Source organism: Streptomyces sp. NBC_01341, assembly GCF_035946055.1.
Classification (GTDB): domain Bacteria; phylum Actinomycetota; class Actinomycetes; order Streptomycetales; family Streptomycetaceae; genus Streptomyces.
The window spans coordinates 2,253,406-2,272,216 of sequence record NZ_CP108364.1 but is presented as its reverse complement, the minus strand read 5'-3'; the positions used below and the strand labels follow the sequence as shown (position 1 = coordinate 2,272,216).

At 71.9% G+C, this 18,811-nt stretch carries 15 protein-coding genes; 13 read left to right on the top strand and 2 right to left on the bottom strand.

Going from position 1 to position 18,811, the window contains the following annotated elements; all coding sequences use genetic code 11:
• Positions 1–36: 36 nt before the first annotated feature.
• Both OG206_RS09630 and OG206_RS09625 read right to left on the bottom strand, forming a co-directional pair.
• A complete protein-coding gene (locus tag OG206_RS09630; RefSeq protein ID WP_327114290.1) occupies positions 37–837 on the bottom strand; it encodes an alpha/beta fold hydrolase in 801 nt (266 codons plus the stop codon).
• Positions 838–899: 62 nt separating this feature from the next.
• Entirely contained in the window at positions 900–1,235 is a 336-nt protein-coding gene (locus OG206_RS09625; protein ID WP_327114288.1) for a DUF427 domain-containing protein, read from the bottom strand.
• 65 nt (positions 1,236–1,300) lie between these two features.
• Here OG206_RS09625 and OG206_RS09620 point away from each other — a divergent pair, with 65 nt between their 5' ends.
• The 13 genes from OG206_RS09620 to OG206_RS09560 all read left to right on the top strand — a co-directional run bounded on the left by OG206_RS09620 (position 1,301) and on the right by OG206_RS09560 (position 18,780).
• The gene (locus OG206_RS09620; protein ID WP_327114286.1) at positions 1,301–1,840 is read left to right on the top strand and encodes a TIGR00730 family Rossman fold protein; all 540 of its coding nucleotides are present in this window, start codon (positions 1,301–1,303) and stop codon (positions 1,838–1,840) included.
• A 50-nt stretch (positions 1,841–1,890) separates the two neighbouring features.
• Positions 1,891–2,580 carry an SDR family oxidoreductase gene (locus OG206_RS09615; RefSeq protein ID WP_327114284.1) on the top strand — a complete coding sequence of 230 codons (690 nt, stop codon included), beginning with the start codon at positions 1,891–1,893 and terminating at the stop codon, positions 2,578–2,580.
• Positions 2,581–2,612: 32 nt separating this feature from the next.
• Complete coding sequence (locus tag OG206_RS09610) at positions 2,613–3,638, top strand: methionine synthase (RefSeq protein ID WP_327114282.1); 1,026 nt, start codon at positions 2,613–2,615, stop codon at positions 3,636–3,638.
• A gap of 31 nt (positions 3,639–3,669) precedes the next feature.
• On the top strand, positions 3,670–5,865 hold the full coding sequence (gene ligA / locus OG206_RS09605; protein WP_327114280.1) for an NAD-dependent DNA ligase LigA: 2,196 nt from the start codon (positions 3,670–3,672) through the stop codon (positions 5,863–5,865).
• 322 nt (positions 5,866–6,187) lie between these two features.
• Positions 6,188–8,326: a putative bifunctional diguanylate cyclase/phosphodiesterase gene (locus OG206_RS09600; protein ID WP_327114278.1), complete on the top strand. Its 2,139-nt coding sequence runs from the start codon at positions 6,188–6,190 to the stop codon at positions 8,324–8,326.
• 132 nt (positions 8,327–8,458) lie between these two features.
• Positions 8,459–8,755: an Asp-tRNA(Asn)/Glu-tRNA(Gln) amidotransferase subunit GatC gene (gene gatC, locus OG206_RS09595; RefSeq protein WP_014153935.1), complete on the top strand. Its 297-nt coding sequence runs from the start codon at positions 8,459–8,461 to the stop codon at positions 8,753–8,755.
• Positions 8,756–8,760: 5 nt separating this feature from the next.
• A complete protein-coding gene (gene gatA / locus OG206_RS09590) occupies positions 8,761–10,263 on the top strand; it encodes an Asp-tRNA(Asn)/Glu-tRNA(Gln) amidotransferase subunit GatA (RefSeq protein WP_327114276.1) in 1,503 nt (500 codons plus the stop codon).
• Positions 10,264–10,268: 5 nt separating this feature from the next.
• On the top strand, positions 10,269–10,502 hold the full coding sequence (locus OG206_RS09585) for a hypothetical protein (RefSeq protein ID WP_327122222.1): 234 nt from the start codon (positions 10,269–10,271) through the stop codon (positions 10,500–10,502).
• A 16-nt stretch (positions 10,503–10,518) separates the two neighbouring features.
• Positions 10,519–12,027 (top strand): Asp-tRNA(Asn)/Glu-tRNA(Gln) amidotransferase subunit GatB, encoded by a 1,509-nt coding sequence (gatB, locus tag OG206_RS09580; protein WP_327114274.1) that lies wholly within the window; start codon positions 10,519–10,521, stop codon positions 12,025–12,027.
• A gap of 299 nt (positions 12,028–12,326) precedes the next feature.
• Entirely contained in the window at positions 12,327–14,438 is a 2,112-nt protein-coding gene (locus OG206_RS09575; protein ID WP_327114272.1) for a phosphocholine-specific phospholipase C, read from the top strand.
• Positions 14,439–14,534: 96 nt separating this feature from the next.
• The gene (locus tag OG206_RS09570; RefSeq protein WP_442805829.1) at positions 14,535–15,188 is read left to right on the top strand and encodes a hypothetical protein; all 654 of its coding nucleotides are present in this window, start codon (positions 14,535–14,537) and stop codon (positions 15,186–15,188) included.
• Between the two features lie 302 nt (positions 15,189–15,490).
• Positions 15,491–15,676: a hypothetical protein gene (locus OG206_RS09565; RefSeq protein WP_327114268.1), complete on the top strand. Its 186-nt coding sequence runs from the start codon at positions 15,491–15,493 to the stop codon at positions 15,674–15,676.
• Positions 15,677–15,726: 50 nt separating this feature from the next.
• Complete coding sequence (locus tag OG206_RS09560) at positions 15,727–18,780, top strand: helix-turn-helix transcriptional regulator (RefSeq protein ID WP_327114266.1); 3,054 nt, start codon at positions 15,727–15,729, stop codon at positions 18,778–18,780.
• Positions 18,781–18,811 lie beyond the last annotated feature (31 nt).

Here is an 18,811-nt window from a genome sequence, read left to right as displayed (position 1 = left end):
CTCCCGGTGGCCACGGGCGCCGCACCCGCGTCTCCGCTAGGAGGCCGTGCGCAGGAACGAGTCCCGGGTGAAGAAGTCAGCCAGGACCGGAGCGATCACGTGCGGTGCCAGTTCACGGGTCTGACCCGTCAGGGTGCGATGCCTGGCGCGAGGGACTGCGGCCGCCAGGGCGAGCGTCGTCTCGTGCGTCTGCGGCGGGCTGAAACCGCCCGTCACGACGAGGGTGCGCGCAGTGAGGGAGGCGAACCTCCCGGTGGGCACCGTCCCGTCGCCCAGCAACGCGTCGTCGTAGGCGAGAGTGTGGGCCACCGCTTCGAGGCCGTGCCACAGGGGCGACCGGCGTATCCGCGCGATCGTCGCCTCCGGGACACCCGCGCGCGACAGGTGGAGTGCCACGGCTCCCGCCCGGTCGCCCGCCGCGAGCAGGCGGTGCATCGGCGCCGTGCAGCGGGACGTGTGCGCCGGGCCGGCGGGGCCGGGCGTGTACGGCGGCTCGTAGACCGCGAGCAGGTCCACGGGCAGCCCGGCGGCGTGTGCCTCCAGGGCGAGCGCTCCGCCGGACAGCATGCCGAACAGCGAGACGCGCCCGCCCACCCGTGACGCCACCGCCGCCAGGTCTTCGATCTCACGGCGGACCGAGTACGGCCCGCCGTCGCCACTGGCCCCGCGTCCCCGGCGGTCGTACGTGACGACCGTGAAGCGCGGGGCCAGCAGAGCGGCCAGCGGCGCCTCGTCGGCCGCGGTGCTCAGAGCCCCGCCGACCAGGATCACCGGCGGCCCGTCGCCGCGGCGGCGATACGCGATCGACGTGCCGTCGCGGGAGAGAGTCTTGTCCATGTGAGGGTGGACTCCCGGGCCCGGCGGAACTCATCGCCGCCGCGGGGAAATGTTTCTGACGGTCAGCCGGTCACGATCTCGGTGGCGTAGAAGCAGAAGTGGTCCCTGATCGCGGCGACTTGGTCGTTGGGGTCCGGGTAGGCCCACACGAGGTCCACCGCACCGGGCAGTGACCAGTAGGACGCGTCCCCCTTGAAGGGGCAGTGCGTGCTGGTCGCGGACGGCGTCAGGAGCTCGGTACGGACGTCCTCGGGCGGCAGGTAGTAGCGGACCGGACAGCCCGTCTCGCGCAGCACCAGCGGCCGACGGCTCTCGGCGAGCACCTGGCCGTCGTGCACCGCGCGCACATGCACGTCTGCGGGTTCCACGGTGATGGTGTGTCCTGTGAGGGAAGTCATACGTCCTTCAGCCATCCCGGACGCCGGTTTCTTCCCGCGTCCGGGACCGGCCGTACGGTGGCCCCATGAACATCTGTGTCTTCCTCTCCGCCGCCGACCTCGACGACCGCTACACGGGGCCCGCCCGTGAGTTCGCCGAGTTGCTGGGCCGGGGCGGGCACACCCTGGTCTGGGGCGGGTCGGAGAGCGGGCTGATGAAGGTCGTGGCCGACGGGGTGCAGGAGGCGGGCGGCCGGCTCGTCGGGGTGTCGGTGGACTTCCTCGCGGCGAAGGCACGGACGAACGCCGACGAGATGGTGATCGCCAAGGACCTGGCCGAGCGCAAGGCGCTGCTCCTGGAGAAGGCGGACGCCGTCGTGATCATGGTCGGGGGGACCGGCACGCTCGACGAGGCGACGGAGATCCTCGAGCTGAAGAAGCACGGCAAGCACGCCAAGCCCGTCGTCCTGCTGAACACCGCAGGGTTCTACGACGGTCTGCGCCAGCAGTTCCAGCGCATGGACGACGAGGGCTTCCTGCCGCTTCCCCTCACCGACCTGGTGTTCTTCGCGAAGGACGCCGTCGGCGCCCTCGCCTACCTGGAGGAGTCGGGCGGCCTGCGGTGAGGTCCGGGACACCGTGAACAGGGCGCCCGGCGTGATGCGAGCATGAGGGCATGCCTACTCATCTCATCACCGGCGCCGGCTCCGGTATCGGCGAGGCCGTCGCCCGCCGTCTCCGGGAACGCGGCGACGACCTCGTGCTGCTCGCCCGGAACGCCGGCCGCGCCAAGGAACTGGCGGCGCTCCATCCCGGCGCCCGCACGCTCGTCGGCGACCTCGACAACCCCGACCGGCTCTCCTGGGCGTTCGGCCAGCAGACGATGCCCGACCGCCTCGACTCGCTGCTCCACGTCGCGGGTGTCGTCGAGCTCGGGCGGATCGGCGAACTCACCCCCAAGGCCTGGCACTTCCAGCTCAACGCCAATCTGATCGCCCCCGCCGAACTGACCCGCCTCCTGCTGCCGCAGGTGCGGGTCGCCCAGGGCCACGTCGTCTTCGTGAACTCCGGCGCCGGGCTCGCCGCGCACGCCGAGTGGGCCGCGTACGCGGCCAGCAAGCACGGCCTCAAGGCGCTCGCCGACTCGCTGCGCCACGAGGAGCACGGCTCCGGGGTCCGCGTCACCACCGTCTACCCGGGCCGCACGGCGAGCCCCATGCAGGTCAAGGTCCACCAGCAGGAGGGCAAGGAGTACGACGCCTCGCGCTGGATCGACCCCGAGTCGGTGGCCACCACGATCGTGATGGCACTCGACCTGCCCAGGGACGCCGAGGTCAACGACCTGACGGTCCGCCCCGGCCGCTGAGGGCGGGTCCCCCGGGCCCGTAGGCTCTCCGTGTGAGCGAGAAGAGCGGGTTCAGCGCGAGTGCAGCCACCGGGATCGGGTCCATGCCGGGGGGAGACGCCCGGGAGACGGCCAGGACCGTCACCGGGTCCTTCGCCGACGGCCGGGGCATGCCCCACCTCGCGGAGCTGCCCGCAAGGGGCCCCGGGGCCGACATGACCGGCCGGACCATCGGCATGCTCGTCGAGATGTACGGCCACGTCGAGCCGAGCGGCTGGCGCGTCAGCGACCGGCCCGGCCGCGACACCCGGCGCGCCCGGTCCTGGCTGGGGGAGGACCTCGACGCCCTGGAGGAGTTCACCCAGGGGTACGAAGGGCTGCTCAAGGTCCAGGCCGTGGGCCCCTGGACCCTGGCGGCGGGGCTCGAACTGCGGGGCGGAGAGGCCATGCTCGGCGACCCTGGGGCCTGCCGTGACCTGGCCGGCTCCCTCGCCGAGGGACTGCGCTCCCACCTTGCCGAGGTGCGGCGCAGGATTCCCGGCGCCGAGGTCGTGCTCCAGCTCGACGAGCCCTCCCTGACCGCCGTACTGCAGGGGCGGGTGAGGTCCGCGAGTGGCTACCGCACCTACCGTGCGGTGGACCGGCAGGTCGTCGAGGGAGCGCTGCGTGACCTGCTCGCCGTCAACGGCGCGTCGCCCACAGTGGTGCACTCGTGCGCCCCCGAGGTGCCGTTCGCGCTGCTGCGCAGGGCCGGAGCGGGGGCTGTCTCCTTCGACTTCGCGCTGCTCACCGAGCGTGAGGAGGAAGTGATCGGGGAAGCCGTCGAGGGCGGTACCCAGCTCTTCCTCGGCGTGGTTCCCGGTCTCGACGGCGCCTCGACCGCATTGTCGGACCCTGGCGGTAGCGTCAAGGAGGTCAGGACGTTGTGGAGCAGGCTGGGGCTGAATCCGGGGACTCTCAGCGAGTCCGTCGTGATCACTCCGTCCTGCGGGCTCGCGGGGGCGTCGCCCGCGTACGCGCGCGCCGCGCTCGCCCACTGCGCCCGGGCCGCGAAGTCGCTCGCAGACAACCCTGAGTAACGGGGCAACGGGTCAACGGGAGGAACGGACGATGGCCGGCGAAGAGCAGGCACAGCAGCTGACCGGTGTGCCGGCGGGGGTGCGGGAGCAGCACGCACTCCTCGCCGAGCAGATCGATGACCACCGCTTCCGGTATTACGTGAAGGACCAGCCGGTCGTCAGCGACGCCGAGTTCGACCGGCTGATGCGCTCGCTGGAGGCCATCGAGGGCGAGCACCCGGAGCTGCGCACCCCGGACTCGCCGACCCAGAAGGTCGCGGGCCCCTACACCACGGAATTCACCTCCGTCGAGCACCGGGAGCGCCTGCTCTCCCTGGACAACGCCTTCGACGACGCGGAGCTCGCGGCCTGGGCCGAGCGCGTGGCCAAGGACGTCGGCAGGGGCGGCTACCACTTCCTGTGCGAGCTCAAGGTGGACGGCCTCGCCGTCAACCTCACCTACGAGCACGGCAGGCTGACCCGCGCGGCGACCCGCGGCGACGGCCGCACCGGCGAGGACATCACCCCCAACGTCCGTACGATCGCCGAGATCCCGCACCGCCTCGAAGGCGACCGGATCCCCGCACTCGTCGAGATCCGCGGCGAGGTCTTCTTCCCCATGGAGGCCTTCGAAGGGCTCAACGCCCGGCTCGTCGAGGCCGGCGACAAGCCCTTCGCCAACCCGCGGAACGCGGCGGCCGGCTCGCTCAGGCAGAAGGACCCCAAGGTCACCGCCACCCGCCCGCTGCACATGGTGGTGCACGGCATCGGCGCCCGTGAGGGCTTCGACATCGACCGGCTCTCCCAGGCGTACGACCTGCTGAGGGAGTGGGGCCTGCCCACCGCCCGGCACAACAAGGTCGTCGAAACCCTGGACGAGGCGAGGGAGTTCATCACCTACTTCGGGGAGAACCGCCAGTCCGTCGAGCACGAGATCGACGGCGTCGTCATCAAGCTCGACGAGATCCCGCTCCAGGGCAGGCTCGGCTCCACCTCCCGCGCGCCGCGCTGGGCCATCGCCTGGAAGTACGCCCCGCAGGAGGTCAACACCAAGCTGGTCAACATCCGCGTCGGCGTGGGGCGCACCGGCAGGGTCACGCCCTACGCCCAGGTGGAGCCCGTTGAGGTGGCGGGGTCCGAGGTGGAGTTCGCCACCCTCCACAACCAGAACGTCGTGAAGGCCAAGGGCGTCCTCATCGGAGACACGGTGGTGCTCCGCAAGGCAGGCGACGTCATCCCCGAGATCCTGGGCCCGGTCGTCGACCTCCGTGACGGCAGCGAGCGGGAGTTCGTCATGCCGTCCGAGTGCCCCGAGTGCGGCACGGCACTGCGCCCGATGAAGGAGGGCGACATCGACCTCCGCTGCCCCAACGCCCGCTCATGTCCCGCTCAGTTGAGGGAGCGGCTGGCCTATCTGGCGGGCCGCAAGTGCCTGGACATCGACCACTTCGGTTACGTCGCCGCGGCGGCCCTGACCAGGCCGCTCGAGCCCGCCGATCCGCCGCTGCTGGACGAGGGCGACCTCTTCGGCCTGACGGTGGAACAGCTGCTGCCGATCCGGGCCTACGTCCTGGACGCGGACAGCGGCCTGCCCAAGCGCGACCCGAAGACGGGCGAGGAGAAGATCGCCACCGTCTTCGCCAACCAGCAGGGCGAGCCGAAGAAGAACGCCCTCGGCATGCTGGAGGGCATCGCCGCCGCCAAGGAGGCACCGCTCGCGCGGATCCTGACCGGGCTCTCGATCCGCCACGTGGGCCCGGTGGCCGCCGTGGAACTGGCCCGCCAGTTCCGCTCCGTCGACCGGATCGACGAGGCGTCCGAGGAGGAGCTGGCCGCGGCCGACGGGGTCGGGCCCATCATCGCCGCATCGGTCAAGCAGTGGTTCGCCGAGGACTGGCACCGCGAGATCCTGCGCAAGTGGCGTGAGGCCGGGGTCCGGATGGAGGACGAGGGAGCGGGCGCCGACGAGGGCCCCCGGCCCCTGGAGGGTCTCACCGTCGTCGTCACCGGCACGCTCGCGACGCACACCCGGGACGGGGCGAAGGACGCGCTCCAGAGCCTGGGCGCCAAGGTCACCGGCTCCGTGTCGAAGAAGACCTCCTTCGTCGTGGTGGGCGACAACCCCGGGTCGAAGTACGACAGGGCGATGCAGCTCAAGGTGCCCGTCCTCGACGAGGACGGCTTCGCCGTGCTCCTCGGCCAGGGGCCGGATGCGGCCAGGGAGGCCGCTGTTCCGGCCGAAGCGTGATCGAGGCGCGATCGATACACGTGTGAGGCGTGGCCCGTGCCGGGCGGGGAATCAAGGGAACGGGCCGGAAGGACCGGCCCGTCCGCCCGACCGGTTCGGGGACCGGCCCGTCCGATCCACCCGTTCGGCGGACAGCGGGCGGTGCGGGCTCCCCGGTCCGCATTCGGGCCAGAGCTGCAGAGCGCTGCCCGCGCGGGCCTCCGGCGGCCTACTGTTGAACGAGCACCTGCTGTGCCCGGCCGCGTGGCGGGAATCGGGTCGTGTGGCATGGGAGCGGGGGCCACCGTGGGACATCGGCACCGCCGGCTGTGAGAGGGACGGAATGGAACGGACCGAGAGCGCCGCAGCGGTGTCGCGGCTGCAAGGTTTCGTGGGCCTCACGTCACGAGCGGGCACGGTGGTCGTCGCGGTCGCGGCGCTCCAGCTCGCCACCGGGTTCTACCGGACGGTCCAGGACGGGCGCGCCCTGTTTCCCGACGGCACGGCGGGCTGGTCGCTCGCCCTGCTCACCGGGATCATCGTGGGACATCTGGTCGCCCTCGGGCGCGACCGGTGGTGGGGCGGTACCGGTTCCGGTGCCGCCCTCACGCTTGCGGTCCTCCTGCTCTACGGATGGGTGCCCGCCGGGCTGGTCAGCCTTGTCGTCGTGGTCCTCGTCGGCACGGCCAGGCGCCATCGCTGGTGGCAGGGGCTGCTGCACGGCGCGGTGGACATACTCGGTGTCGGGGCCGCGGCGCTCGTCCTGTCGGCGTTCGGCGAGGCCCCCACGGTGGAGACGCCCTGGCGGCCACTCGACTGGGGCATCGCCGCCTTACCGGAGGTGCTGCTCGCCGCGGGCACGTACCTGCTCGTCACCCGCGCCCTCCTGTGGTACGCCCGGGCCTCCCGCACCGGCGGGCTGCCGACGGTCGCCCGCACCGCACTGCTGCGCCAGGGGCTCGTCGCGGTGGCCCTGATCGGCATCGCCCCCCTGATCTGCGTGGTGGCCTCGGCCACGCCGGTGCTGCTCCCGCTCTTCGCCGTACCGCTGATCGCCCTGGACTCCACGCTGTGGATCGCCCGGGCGCGGGCGGAGGAGCAGCTCCGTGACCCGCTGACGGGTCTGCCCAACCGGCAGTGGCTGCTGGAGCGGACGTGGACGGCGCTGGAGGAGGCCCGGAGCACCTGCACCAGGTCCGCGCTCGTCCTGATCGACCTCGACCGCTTCCGGGCGGTCAACGACACCCTCGGGCACCTCGCGGGGGACCGGCTCCTGCTCCAGATCGCGGAGCGGCTGCGGCTCGCCCTGCCGCGGGGTGCGGAAGCCGCGCGGCTCGGCGGCGACGAGTTCGCCGTACTGCTGCCGACGGCGGACTCGACCACCAGCGCCCAGCGCATCGCACGCCACCTCGTGGCCGCGCTCTCCTCGCCGCTGGACCTCGACGGACTGACCCTGGTGCTCGAGGCGAGCGCCGGGGTCGCCGTCCACCCCGACCACGCACTCGACGCCGAGGGCCTGCTGAGACGGGCGGACGTCGCCATGTACCAGGCCAAGCGGGACCGTACGGGCGTCGAGGTCTACGAGTCGAAGCGGGACAGCAACACCCCGGACCGGCTGGGCCTGCTGGGCGACCTGCGCCGCGCCCTGGACGCCCGGGAGGTGGAACTCCACTACCAGCCGAAGGTCCGCTTCGACGGCCAGGTGGCCGGCCTCGAGGCGCTCGTACGCTGGGTGCACCCGGAGCGCGGCCGGGTTCCCCCGGACGAGTTCATCGCGATCGCGGAGTCCTCCGGGCTCATGCCGCACCTCACGGAATACGTCCTGGAGACGGCGCTGGCCCAGGTGGCCCGGTGGCGCGCTCAGGGCCTCTTCGTGCCCGTGGCGGTCAACGTCTCGCCCCGTGACGTCCACACCCCCGGCTTCGCTGGCAGCGTGGCCGCCCGGCTCGCCCGGCACGGCGTGCCGGCGGGGTCCCTGCAGCTGGAGATCACGGAACACGTCCTGCTGGAGGACCCGCAGCGGGCCGCCGACACCCTGGCCGCACTGACCGGGCACGGAGTGAAGATGTCGCTGGACGACTTCGGCACCGGCTACTCGTCCCTCGTCCACCTGCGGAAGCTGCCGGTCAGCGAGCTCAAGATCGACCGGTCGTTCGTGGCGCGGCTGGCCGTGGACCACGAGGACGCCGAGATCGTCCGCTGCACCATCGACCTCGCCCATTCGCTCGGGCTGATCGTCGTCGCCGAGGGCGTGGAGGACGACGAGACCTGGGAGCGGCTGAGGGACCTGCACTGCGACGCCGTGCAGGGGTGGCTCGTCGCTGCGGCGATGCCGCCGCAGGAGACGACGGCCTGGCTGAGGGCGCGGGGCGAGCACGGATGGCGGCGGCCGTCGGAGCTGGAGGCCGCGGCGACGGTGGTGCCCGAGCTGGAACCCAGGTCCGCGGGGCGCGCGCTCAACCCCGGCCCGGCGACCGCCTGAGGAGAGGGCTCGCCGCAGGGTGGCCGTTTTGTCCTCAATCGGCGCCCGGGCTCGATCGGCTCGGCCACGGGCGTGCCCGGCGACCCCATAGGATTGGGCCAAAACCACACACCAAACCCTGAGGATCGCTGCATGCCTGGCATCACGCGCGAGGAGGTCGCCCACCTCGCCCGGCTGGCGCGTCTGGAGCTGAAGGGCGAAGAGCTCGAGCACTTCGCCGGTCAGCTCGACGACATCATCGGCGCGGTCGCCCGCGTCTCCGAGGTCGCCGACCAAGACGTACCGCCGACCTCCCACCCGCTGCCGCTGACCAACGTCATGCGCGCGGACGAGGTCCGTCCCTCGCTCACCCCCGAGCAGGCGCTCTCCGGCGCCCCGGCCCAGGAGCAGCAGCGTTTCAAGGTGCCGCAGATCCTGGGGGAGGACTAACAGCCATGACGGACATCAGCACCATCATCAAGCTCACCGCGGCCGAGATCGCCGCGAGGATCGCCTCCGGCGAGCTGACGGCCGTCGAGGTCACCGAGGCCCACCTGGCCCGGATCGACGCCATCGACGAGAAGGTCCACGCCTTCCTGCACGTCGACCGTGAGGGCGCGCTCGCGCAGGCCCGCGCCGTCGACGCCAAGCGTGAGGCGGGCGAGAAGCTCGGCCCGCTGGCCGGCGTCCCGCTCGCGCTCAAGGACATCTTCACCACGAAGGACATGCCGACCACCGTCGGTTCGAAGATCCTCGAGGGCTGGGTCCCGCCGTACGACGCGACCCTCACCAGGAAGCTGAAGGCGGCCGACGTCGTCATCCTCGGCAAGACCAACATGGACGAGTTCGCCATGGGGTCCTCCACCGAGAACAGCGCCTACGGCCCGACCGGGAACCCGTGGGACCTCACCCGCATCCCGGGCGGTTCCGGCGGCGGTTCCTCCGCCGCGCTGGCCTCCTTCGAGGCGCCGCTCGCCATCGGCACGGACACCGGCGGTTCCATCCGCCAGCCCGCCGCAGTCACCGGCACCGTCGGCGTCAAGCCCACCTACGGGGGCGTCTCCCGCTACGGCATGGTCGCCTTCTCGTCCTCCCTCGACCAGGGCGGGCCCTGCGCCCGTACGGTCCTGGACGCGGCGCTCCTGCACGAGGTCATCGGCGGACACGACCCGCTCGACTCGACCTCCATCGACGCGCCGGTCCCGCCGGTCGTCGAGGCCGCGCGCAACGGCTCCGTACAGGGCATGCGCGTCGGCGTCGTCAAGCAGTTCTCGGGCGAGGGCTACCAGGCCGGTGTCGTCCAGCGGTTCAACGAGTCGGTCGAGCTGCTGAAGTCCCTCGGTGCCACGGTCGTCGAGCTCGACTGCCCGTCGTTCGACCTGGCGCTCTCGGCGTACTACCTGATCGCGCCGTCCGAGTGCTCCTCGAACCTCGCCCGCTTCGACGCCATGCGCTACGGCCTGCGGGTCGGCGACGACGGCACGCGCTCCGCCGAGGAGGTCACCGCGCTCACCCGCGAGGCCGGCTTCGGCGACGAGGTCAAGCGCCGCATCATCCTCGGTACGTACGCGCTCAGCTCCGGCTACTACGACGCGTACTACGGCTCGGCCCAGAAGGTCCGCACCCTCATCACCCAGGACTTCGAGAAGGCGTTCGAGCAGGTCGACGTCATCGTCTCCCCGACGACGCCCACCACCGCCTTCCCGATCGGCGAGCGCGCCGACGACCCGATGGCGATGTACCTCGCGGACCTGTGCACCATTCCGACCAACCTCGCCGGCAATTCCGCCATGTCGCTTCCCTGCGGCCTGGCCCCGGAGGACGGGCTGCCGGTCGGGCTGCAGATCATCGCCCCCGCCATGAAGGACGACCGGCTGTACAAGGTCGGAGCCGCCGTCGAGGCCGCCTTCGTGGAAAAGTGGGGTCACCCGCTGCTTGAGGAGGCTCCGTCACTGTGAGTGCAATGACCAAGAAGGCCAAGAACTTCAAGAAGTCCAAGTCCGGCGTGTACCTGTCGCTCGGCACCACCGCCTTCGGCGCGCTGAGCGTCGCGAAGCAGGCCAAGCTCGCCCGACAGGAGAGCGACACCCTCCGGCTGATCGACGCCGCCGTCTCGGCCGCCGCGATCGTCACCGGCCTGGCGATCCTCTACCGCGAACTCAAGCGTCTCGGCGACGACGACGTCCTGCTGGGCTGAGAGGGAAAGTTTCACCGTGACTGTCATTGACCTGGAGTCGTACGAGGACGCCCTCGCGACGTACGACCCCGTCATGGGCCTCGAGGTCCATGTCGAGCTGGGCACCAAGACCAAGATGTTCTGCGGCTGCTCCACCGAGCTCAAGCAGGACGCCAACTCGCAGACCTGCCCCGTCTGCCTCGGGCTGCCGGGCGCGCTCCCGGTCGTCAACGAGATCGGCGTCGAGTCCGCCATCAAGATCGGGCTCGCGCTGAACTGCGAGATCGCCGAGTGGTGCCGCTTCGCCCGGAAGAACTACTTCTATCCGGACATGCCGAAGAACTTCCAGACCTCCCAGTACGACGAGCCGATCGCCTTCAACGGCTATCTGGACGTCCAGCTGGAGGACGGCGAGATCTTCCGCGTGCAGATCGAGCGCGCCCACATGGAGGAGGACACCGGCAAGTCGACGCACGTCGGCGGTGCCACCGGCCGCATCCACGGCGCCTCCCACTCGCTGCTCGACTACAACCGTGCGGGCATCCCCCTCATCGAGATCGTCACCAAGCCGATCGAGGGAGCGGGCGCACGCGCCCCCGAGGTCGCCAAGGCGTACGTCGCCGAGCTCCGCGAGCTCATCAAGGCGCTCGGCGTCTCGGAGGCCCGGATGGAGATGGGCCAGATGCGCTGCGACGTCAACCTGTCGCTGCGCCCGCACGGCCGAGAGGCGTTCGGTACCCGCTCCGAGACGAAGAACGTCAACTCGCTGCGTTCCGTCGAGCGCGCCGCCCGCTTCGAGATCCAGCGCCACGCCGCGGTGCTGAACTCCGGCGGGACGATCGTGCAGGAGACCCGGCACTTCCACGAGGAGGACGGCTCCACCACGGCCGGCCGCATCAAGGACAACGCCGAGGACTACCGCTACTTCCCCGAGCCGGACCTGGTGCCGGTCGCCCCGTCCCGTGACTGGGTCGAGGAGCTCCGCAAGGGGCTCCCCGAGCTGCCGCGGCTCCGCCGCAAGCGGCTGAAGGACGAGTGGGGCGTCAACGAGCACGACATGCAGTCCATCCTCAACGCGGGCGCGGTCGATCTGATCGTCGCCACGACCGAGGCGGGCGCACCGTCCGACCAGGCCCGCAAGTGGTGGATGGGCGAGCTCGCCCGTAACGCCAACGAGACCGGCCGCAGCCTGGACGAGCTGCCGGTCACCCCGGCGCAGGTCGCCCGGGTGGCCGAGCTCGTCGCATCCGGTGACCTCAACGACAAGCTGGCGCGCCAGGTCCTCGAGGGTGTCCTCGCGGGCGAGGGCGACCCGGACACCGTCGTCGAGAAGCGCGGCCTGAAGGTCGTCTCGGACGAGGGGGCGCTGGGCACGGCGGTCGACGAGGCCATCGCGGGCAACGCGGCGATCGCCGACAAGATCCGCGGCGGCAAGGTCGCCGCCGCCGGCGCCCTGGTCGGCGCGGTCATGAAGGCCACCCGTGGCCAGGCCGACGCCGCGCGTGTGCGTGAGCTGATCCTGGAGAAGCTCGGCGTCGAGGGCTGACCCGGGCACACGGACGCAGGGGCGGAGCATCCACCGGATGCTCCGCCCCTGCGGCGTGTCCGGCCGTTCCGGCGCGACTCCGGCACGGGGATCCGACCGCCGGGACGGAAACTCCGGCACGGGGACCCGGCGGCCGGGACCGAGCGCGGGCCGCCCGCGCGCACGGATCGCCCGAAGGGTGGCGGGACGGCGCAGCGAGGCGCCTGCCGGACATTCACCACCGGGCCGTACGCACGCCTTCCGGCCGCCACCTCGCTTGTCTACCTTCCTGGCGTACCACTGGTTCTCGGGAGGCTCACATGGCTACGGACTTTTCACGGCGACGGCTCTTCACACTGGGCGGCGGCGCTCTCGGGGCCGCGGCCGCCGGCTCGCTGCTGCCTCCGTCGCTCCAGGCCGCCATGGCCGCGCAGCCGCAGCAGGCATCGGGATCCGGTGGGCTCGGGGACATCAGGCACGTGGTGATCCTGATGCAGGAGAACCGTTCGTTCGACCACTACTTCGGCATGCTCCGCGGGGTGCGCGGTTTCGGCGACCGCAACACGATCGAGCTTCCCTCGGGCAGGCCCGTCTTCGAACAGCCGGGACCGGCCGGGACCGCGGTGCTGCCCTTCCCGGTGCGCGAGGCGGCTGCCGCGCAGAAGCAGGACCTCCAGTACATCGGTGCCCTCGACCATTCCTGGAGCGGTGGCGGCAAGGCATGGGCCGACGGGTGGATGAACGGCTGGGTGACCGCGAAGACCGCCGCGACCATGGCGTACTACGACCGCCGGGACATCCCGCTGCACTACGAACTGGCCGACACCTTCACGGTCTGCGACGCCTACCACTCCTCCGTCCACACCTCGACGAGCCCCAACCGCAACCACCTCTGGAGCGGGAAGACGGGCTTCGAGGCGGACGGCGCCCGGGCGGTCGGCAACGACGCGTACGACGAGGGCACGCACCCCGGCTACGGCTGGGGCACGTACGCGGAGCGGCTGGAGAAGGCCGGGCGCAGCTGGCGTACGTACACCGAGTGGGAGAACTTCACCGACAACCAGATCGAGTTCTTCAGCACCTTCAAGGCGCTGGCCCGCAAGGCCCTGGTCCGGACCGGCGGGCACACCTACATGGAGTCCTTCTACGCGGCGGTCCGGGATGCCGGAGCGGGGCCGGAGCGGGACCGGCTGCTCGGACTGCTGGAGGACGGCGTCGCCATGCTGACCCGCCCGGAGCGCAGCCTCTTCGAACGCGGTCTGCGCCGGGTGGAGACGGGGACGCTGGCCGACGCCTTCGCCGCCGACGTCGCCGCCGGCACACTGCCCGCGGTGTCCTACCTCGTGCCGTCCGCGGTGGACTCCGAGCATCCGAGCGTGTCGTCCCCGGTCCACAGCGCGACGATCGTCTACAAGATCCTCGACGCGCTCGGCAGGCATCCGGACGTGTGGCGGCACACCGCCGTCATCATCAACTACGACGAGAACGACGGCTTCTTCGACCACGTGCCGCCGCCGGTCCCTCCCGTGGAGGTCTCCGAGGAACACTGGGAGGGCAAGCCCACCGGGCTCGGTGTGCGGGTCCCACTCCTGGTGGTCTCGCCGTGGACGGTCGGCGGTTACGTCTGCTCCGAGGTCTTCGACCACACGTCGGTGGTCCGCCTCCTGGAGCGCTGGACGGGCGTGGAGGAGCCGAACATCGGCGACTGGCGCCGTTCGGTCACCGGCGACCTCACCTCGGTCTTCGACTTCCGCCGGACGCAGCGCCGGCCGGAGATCGCACACCCGGGCGCGGTCCCGCCCTTCGGCGGGCGGTGGCAGCCGAGGCCTCCCGCCGACCAGCGCATGCCCGTCCAGGAGCCCGGTGTCCGCCCCGCCAGGCCGCTGCCCTACCAGCCCGACGCGCAGGCGGTGCTGATGGACGGCCACCGGCTGCGGCTGTCCCTGAGCAACACCGGAAGGTCGTCCGCGCACTTCGCGCTGTACCCGTACGCGGGGGAGTTCCCCGTCCCGCAACACCGCGACGTCAGGAGGAGGGCGGAACTGACCGTGCCCCTCGACGGCGAGCGGTACCGGTTCACGGTCACCGGACCGAACGGCTTCCGGCGGGAGTTCGAGGGCGCCGCGGACAGCCCCGCCGAACTCGCCACGCGGATCGACGCCGAGGAGCGTGACCTGCACCTCACCCTGCGCAACACCGGCCGCCGGACACTGACCTTCATCGTCAGGCCGCTGGCGTACGTCGAGGAGGACGACCTGCTGGACTGGACCCGGAGGGTCGAGGTCAAGCCGGGCCGTAGCCGCACGGTCGTGCACTCGGCGGCCGATTCCCACGGCTGGTACGACCTCGATGTGACGGCCGACGCGGAGGGGGCCTTCCGGCGGCGCCTGATGGGCCACATCGAGAACGGCCGGCCGAGCGTGTCCGGCTGAGGACTCAGGACTCAGGACTGAGGGCTGAGGGCTGAGGGCTGAGGGCTGACGGCCGCGTTAAGGAGGCTCTCAGACGGGACCCCTAGCGTGCGGCGCATGAACACCACCCCCTCCACCACGACCACCGACGACACCGAGAAGAAGGCGGCGGGCGACACCGCCGCCGCACCGGACCTGGCGAAGAAGGCCGGTCCCGCGGAGGACGCCGTGCCGGAGGGCGTCGCGCCCGGCGTGACCGCGTCGGACGTGACCGCGATGGACGTGGCCGCCACGGACGCCGCGGCGGAGGACGGCCTGGAGAACGAGCTGGAGCCCGACCCGTACGCCGAGGCGGAGGCCACCGCGTCCGCCGGGACGGGTTCCGGCGCCGCCGCCGTCGTGGCCGCCGGGCTGGGAATCGTCTCCCTCTCCGGAGCGTGGACCGGCCGGGTCGCCGCCGAGCGCGAGACCCTGATCGGTCAGATCAAGACCACCGGCGGTGGCAGCGCCGCACAGCAGATCAACGAGATCTACGGCGATGCCTGGCACAGCACGGCACTCGTCAACGGCGTGTTCGCGATCCTCGCCCTGCTCGTCGGCGTGTTCGTCCTGGTCCGCCCCGCCTTCGGGGCACCGTCTCTCCTTCCCCGGCCGGGCTGGATCCGTTCCGTGGCGTGGGCGGGCGTGGCACTCGGCGTACTGGGCGTGCTGATCTCCGTGGGCATGTACGTCGACCTCTTCGTGGCCCTGCCGTCCGCGGCCGGCGGCTGAGCCCTCGGAACCAGTGGCCCGTCCGGCGGGTCCCGGAGTCCAGGGACCAGCCCCGCAGCCAACGGCCTTATCGGCAAGAACAGTTGACGGAGAAGGTGTGCGGGACCGCGCTTCCTCCTCAGGACGACTCAGACTTGGCTCAACCGGCGGTCCCGCAGTCAGGACGTCCGACAGGACACCTAAGGCCCCCCGCCCGCAGAGATACGGAACTCGCCCGATGTGGTGAGGCCCCCTGCAGGACGAGGGTGGTGCCACGGCAAAAGGCCGTGGCACCACCCTCGTTCCGCGTCAGGGAGACGACCATGTACCACTACGAACTTCACCAGCTCGCCGTCGGTGAACTGCTCCACCGGGCCGAGGAGCAGCGCACCGTCCGCCAGGCCGTCCTCGCCCGCCGCGCAGCCCGACGCTCGGCCCGCCGTGCCGGACGGGACGAAGCCGAAGGGCGGGTGGGAGGCGAGCGGGGCCGGTTCGGCCGCGCTGCGTAGCGGTGGAGGCCCGGCCGAAAACCCCTCTCGCGAAGTCGCACGCGTATGCGATGCTCGGCGACGTGGAGACCAACACCGTCAGCCCCGTCTTCGTCGGCCGAACCGGTGAACTCGCCGCGCTCACCGACGCGCTGACCCGAGCCGGTGCCGGCGAGCCGCAGGCGCTCCTCGTCGGCGGCGAGGCCGGGGTGGGCAAGACACGGCTGGTCGAGGAGTTCCTCGCGGCGGCCCGCCGCCGCCAGTCCGTCGTGGCAGTCGGCGGATGTGTGGAGATCGGGGCCGACGGTCTGCCGTACGCACCGGTCTCCACAGCCCTCCGCGCCCTGCGCCGAGCGCTGCCCGACGAGCTGACCGCGGCCCTGGCGGGACAGGAGGGCGAACTCGCCCGGCTGCTGCCCGAACTGGGCGAGGCCGACCGGGCGCCGGACGACGAGCACGGCACCGCGCGGCTCTTCGAGCTCGCGGCCCGGCTGCTGGAGCGCCTCTCCGCAGCGTGCACGGTCGTGCTCGTCCTGGAGGACCTGCACTGGGCCGACGCCTCCACCCGCCATCTCCTCGCCTACCTCTTCCGCACCCTGCGCAGCGGCAGGCTGGTCGTGATCGGGACCTACCGCGCCGACGACGTCCACCGGCGCCATCCCCTGCGGCCGCTGCTCGCCGAACTCGACAGGCTCCGCACGGTCCGGCGCATCGAACTCGACCGGTTCAGCCGTGCCGAGGTGGGACGGCAGCTCACCGGGATCCTCGCGACCGTCCCGGACGCCGAACTCGTCGACGACATCTTCGAGCGCTCCGACGGCAACGCCTTCTTCGTCGAGGAGCTCGCCCGCAGCATCGAATGCTGCGGAGACAGTTCCGGGCTCTCCGACTCGCTCCGGGACCTCCTTCTCGTACGCGTGGAGGCACTGCCCGAGAACGCCCAGCGGATCGCCCGGATCGTCGCCGAAGGCGGCTCCACGGTGGAACACCCCCTCCTCGCCGCCGTCGCGCAGCTCACCGAGGACGACCTCGACGCGGCCCTGCGGTCCGCCGTCGGCGCCAATCTCCTGCTGCCCGCGCCCGACAGCGACGGCTACCGCTTCCGGCACTCCCTGGTCCGCGAGGCCGTCAGCGACGACCTGCTGCCCGGCGAACGCACCCGCCTCAACCGCCGCTACGCCGAAGCGCTGGAGGCCGACCCGTCGCTCGTGCGCGCCGACGAGCGCGCCGCCCGCCTCGCGAGCTACTGGTACGCCGCACACGACGCGGTGAAGGCCCTGCCCGCCGTGCTGCAGGCGGCCGTCGCCGCCAGACGGCGCTTCGCCTACTCCGGACAACTGCGCCTGCTGGAACGGGCCATGGAACTGTGGGACGACGTCCCGGAGTCGGTGCGCGCGACCCTGCGGCCCCTGGACTACGCCGAGGTCTACCCCGGCTGCGGCTGCGAACCGGGCACGAACCCGCTGCGCTACCTCGACCTGATGGCGGAGGCCACCGTCGCCGCCCGCATCGGCGGCGACCGCGAGCGCTCCCTGGCCATCGCGAAGAAGGCGCTGCGCATCCTGGACGGCGACACCGACCCCCTGCGGGCCGCGTGGTTCTGGGTGCAGCGCTCCCTGCTGATGCAGACGCTCTCCAGGGGCGACGGATGGCAGGAACTCGCCACGGCCCAGGACCTGGTGCGAGGACTGCAGCCGTCCGCCGTGCACGCGGACGTCCTGGCCGCCGTCGCCAGCTGGGGCGCCCTGCACCGGCCCGGAGCCGAGACGCTGGTGGCCGCGGACCGGGCCGTGGAGTACGCCCGGCTGGTGGGCGAGGAGTACATCGAACTCCACGCCCGGCTCACCCGCGGCTGGCTCACCATCGACGCGGGCGCCGTCGAGGAGGGCATCGCCGAGATGTACGCCGTCCGGCAACGGGCCGAGGAACTGCGCCTGGTGGGCGTGATGAGCCGCACCAGCATCAACCTGCCCTCCTCGCTGGAGTCCACCGGCCGTTCCCTCGAATCGGTGGAGGCGGCGGACCACGGCATAGACATCTGTCACCGGCACGGGCTCCCCGAGTCCGAGGCCTGGGTGAGGGCGAACCAGGCACAGTCGTACTTCTCGCTGGGACGCTGGGAGGAGTGCCGCAGGGCCCTCGACGCGGCGGCCCCGCTGGCCCGGTCCCGCAAGTCCAACGGTCTCGTCGCCTCGCACCGGACCGATCTGGCCCTGGCCCGCGGTGACTTCGAGGAGGCCGCTGAGCACCTGGCGGCCAACCGGCGGCACATCGGGCTGCACGACCCCCAGCCGCAGCACCTGATCAGCCCGGTCCGGCAGGCCATGATCCTCGCGGCACAGCAGGGCCGGCTTCCCGACGCGCGCGCCGCCTTCGAGGCGCAGTCCGAGGCCGGTCTCCCGCCCGGCACCCAGCGGTACTCCCTCCCGCTGCTGTACGCCGCCGCCACCGTGGAGGCGGACGCACGGGGGTTGCCGGCCACCGACGCGGGACGGCCGGGCGTCCTGGAGCGGATCCGCGGCCACCTGAAGCGGCTCCCCATGCTCGTCCCCGTGTGGGCGGGCTACGGCGTGCTGATCGAAGCGGAACTGGCCAGGGCTGAAGGGGCGGACGCCCCGGACCACTGGTGCCGGGCCGCTACGGCCTTCGCGCCGCTCCAGCGCCCTTACGAGTCCGCCCAGATCCGTCACCGCTGGGCGGAGGCGATACTCACCGCCTCCGGCGACAGGGCACGTGCGGCCCTCCTCCTGCGCGAGGCCCACGCGGTGGCCGTGGCCCTCGACGCGCGCCCCCTCGTGGAGAACATCGAGCTGCTGGCCGGCCGGGCCCGGATCGCGCTCGCCGCGGCGCCCGGGGCCGACGAAGCCCGGGCGGAGAACGTACGCGTGGAGGAAGCGGCTCCGGTGGTCGACGCGATCGAGTCGTTCGGGCTCACCTCGCGGGAACAGGAGGTGCACCGGCTGGTCGCCGCCGGGTACACCAACCGCAGGATCGCGGAGGAGCTGTACATCTCGCCGAAGACGGCGAGCGTGCACGTCTCCAACATCCTGGCCAAGCTCAGCGTCTCCAGCCGTGGGGAAGCGGCCGCGCTGGCCCACCGCTTCCGGCTGTACACGGTCGGCTGACCACCGGCAGCCTCCCTCCCGCGCCGCCAGG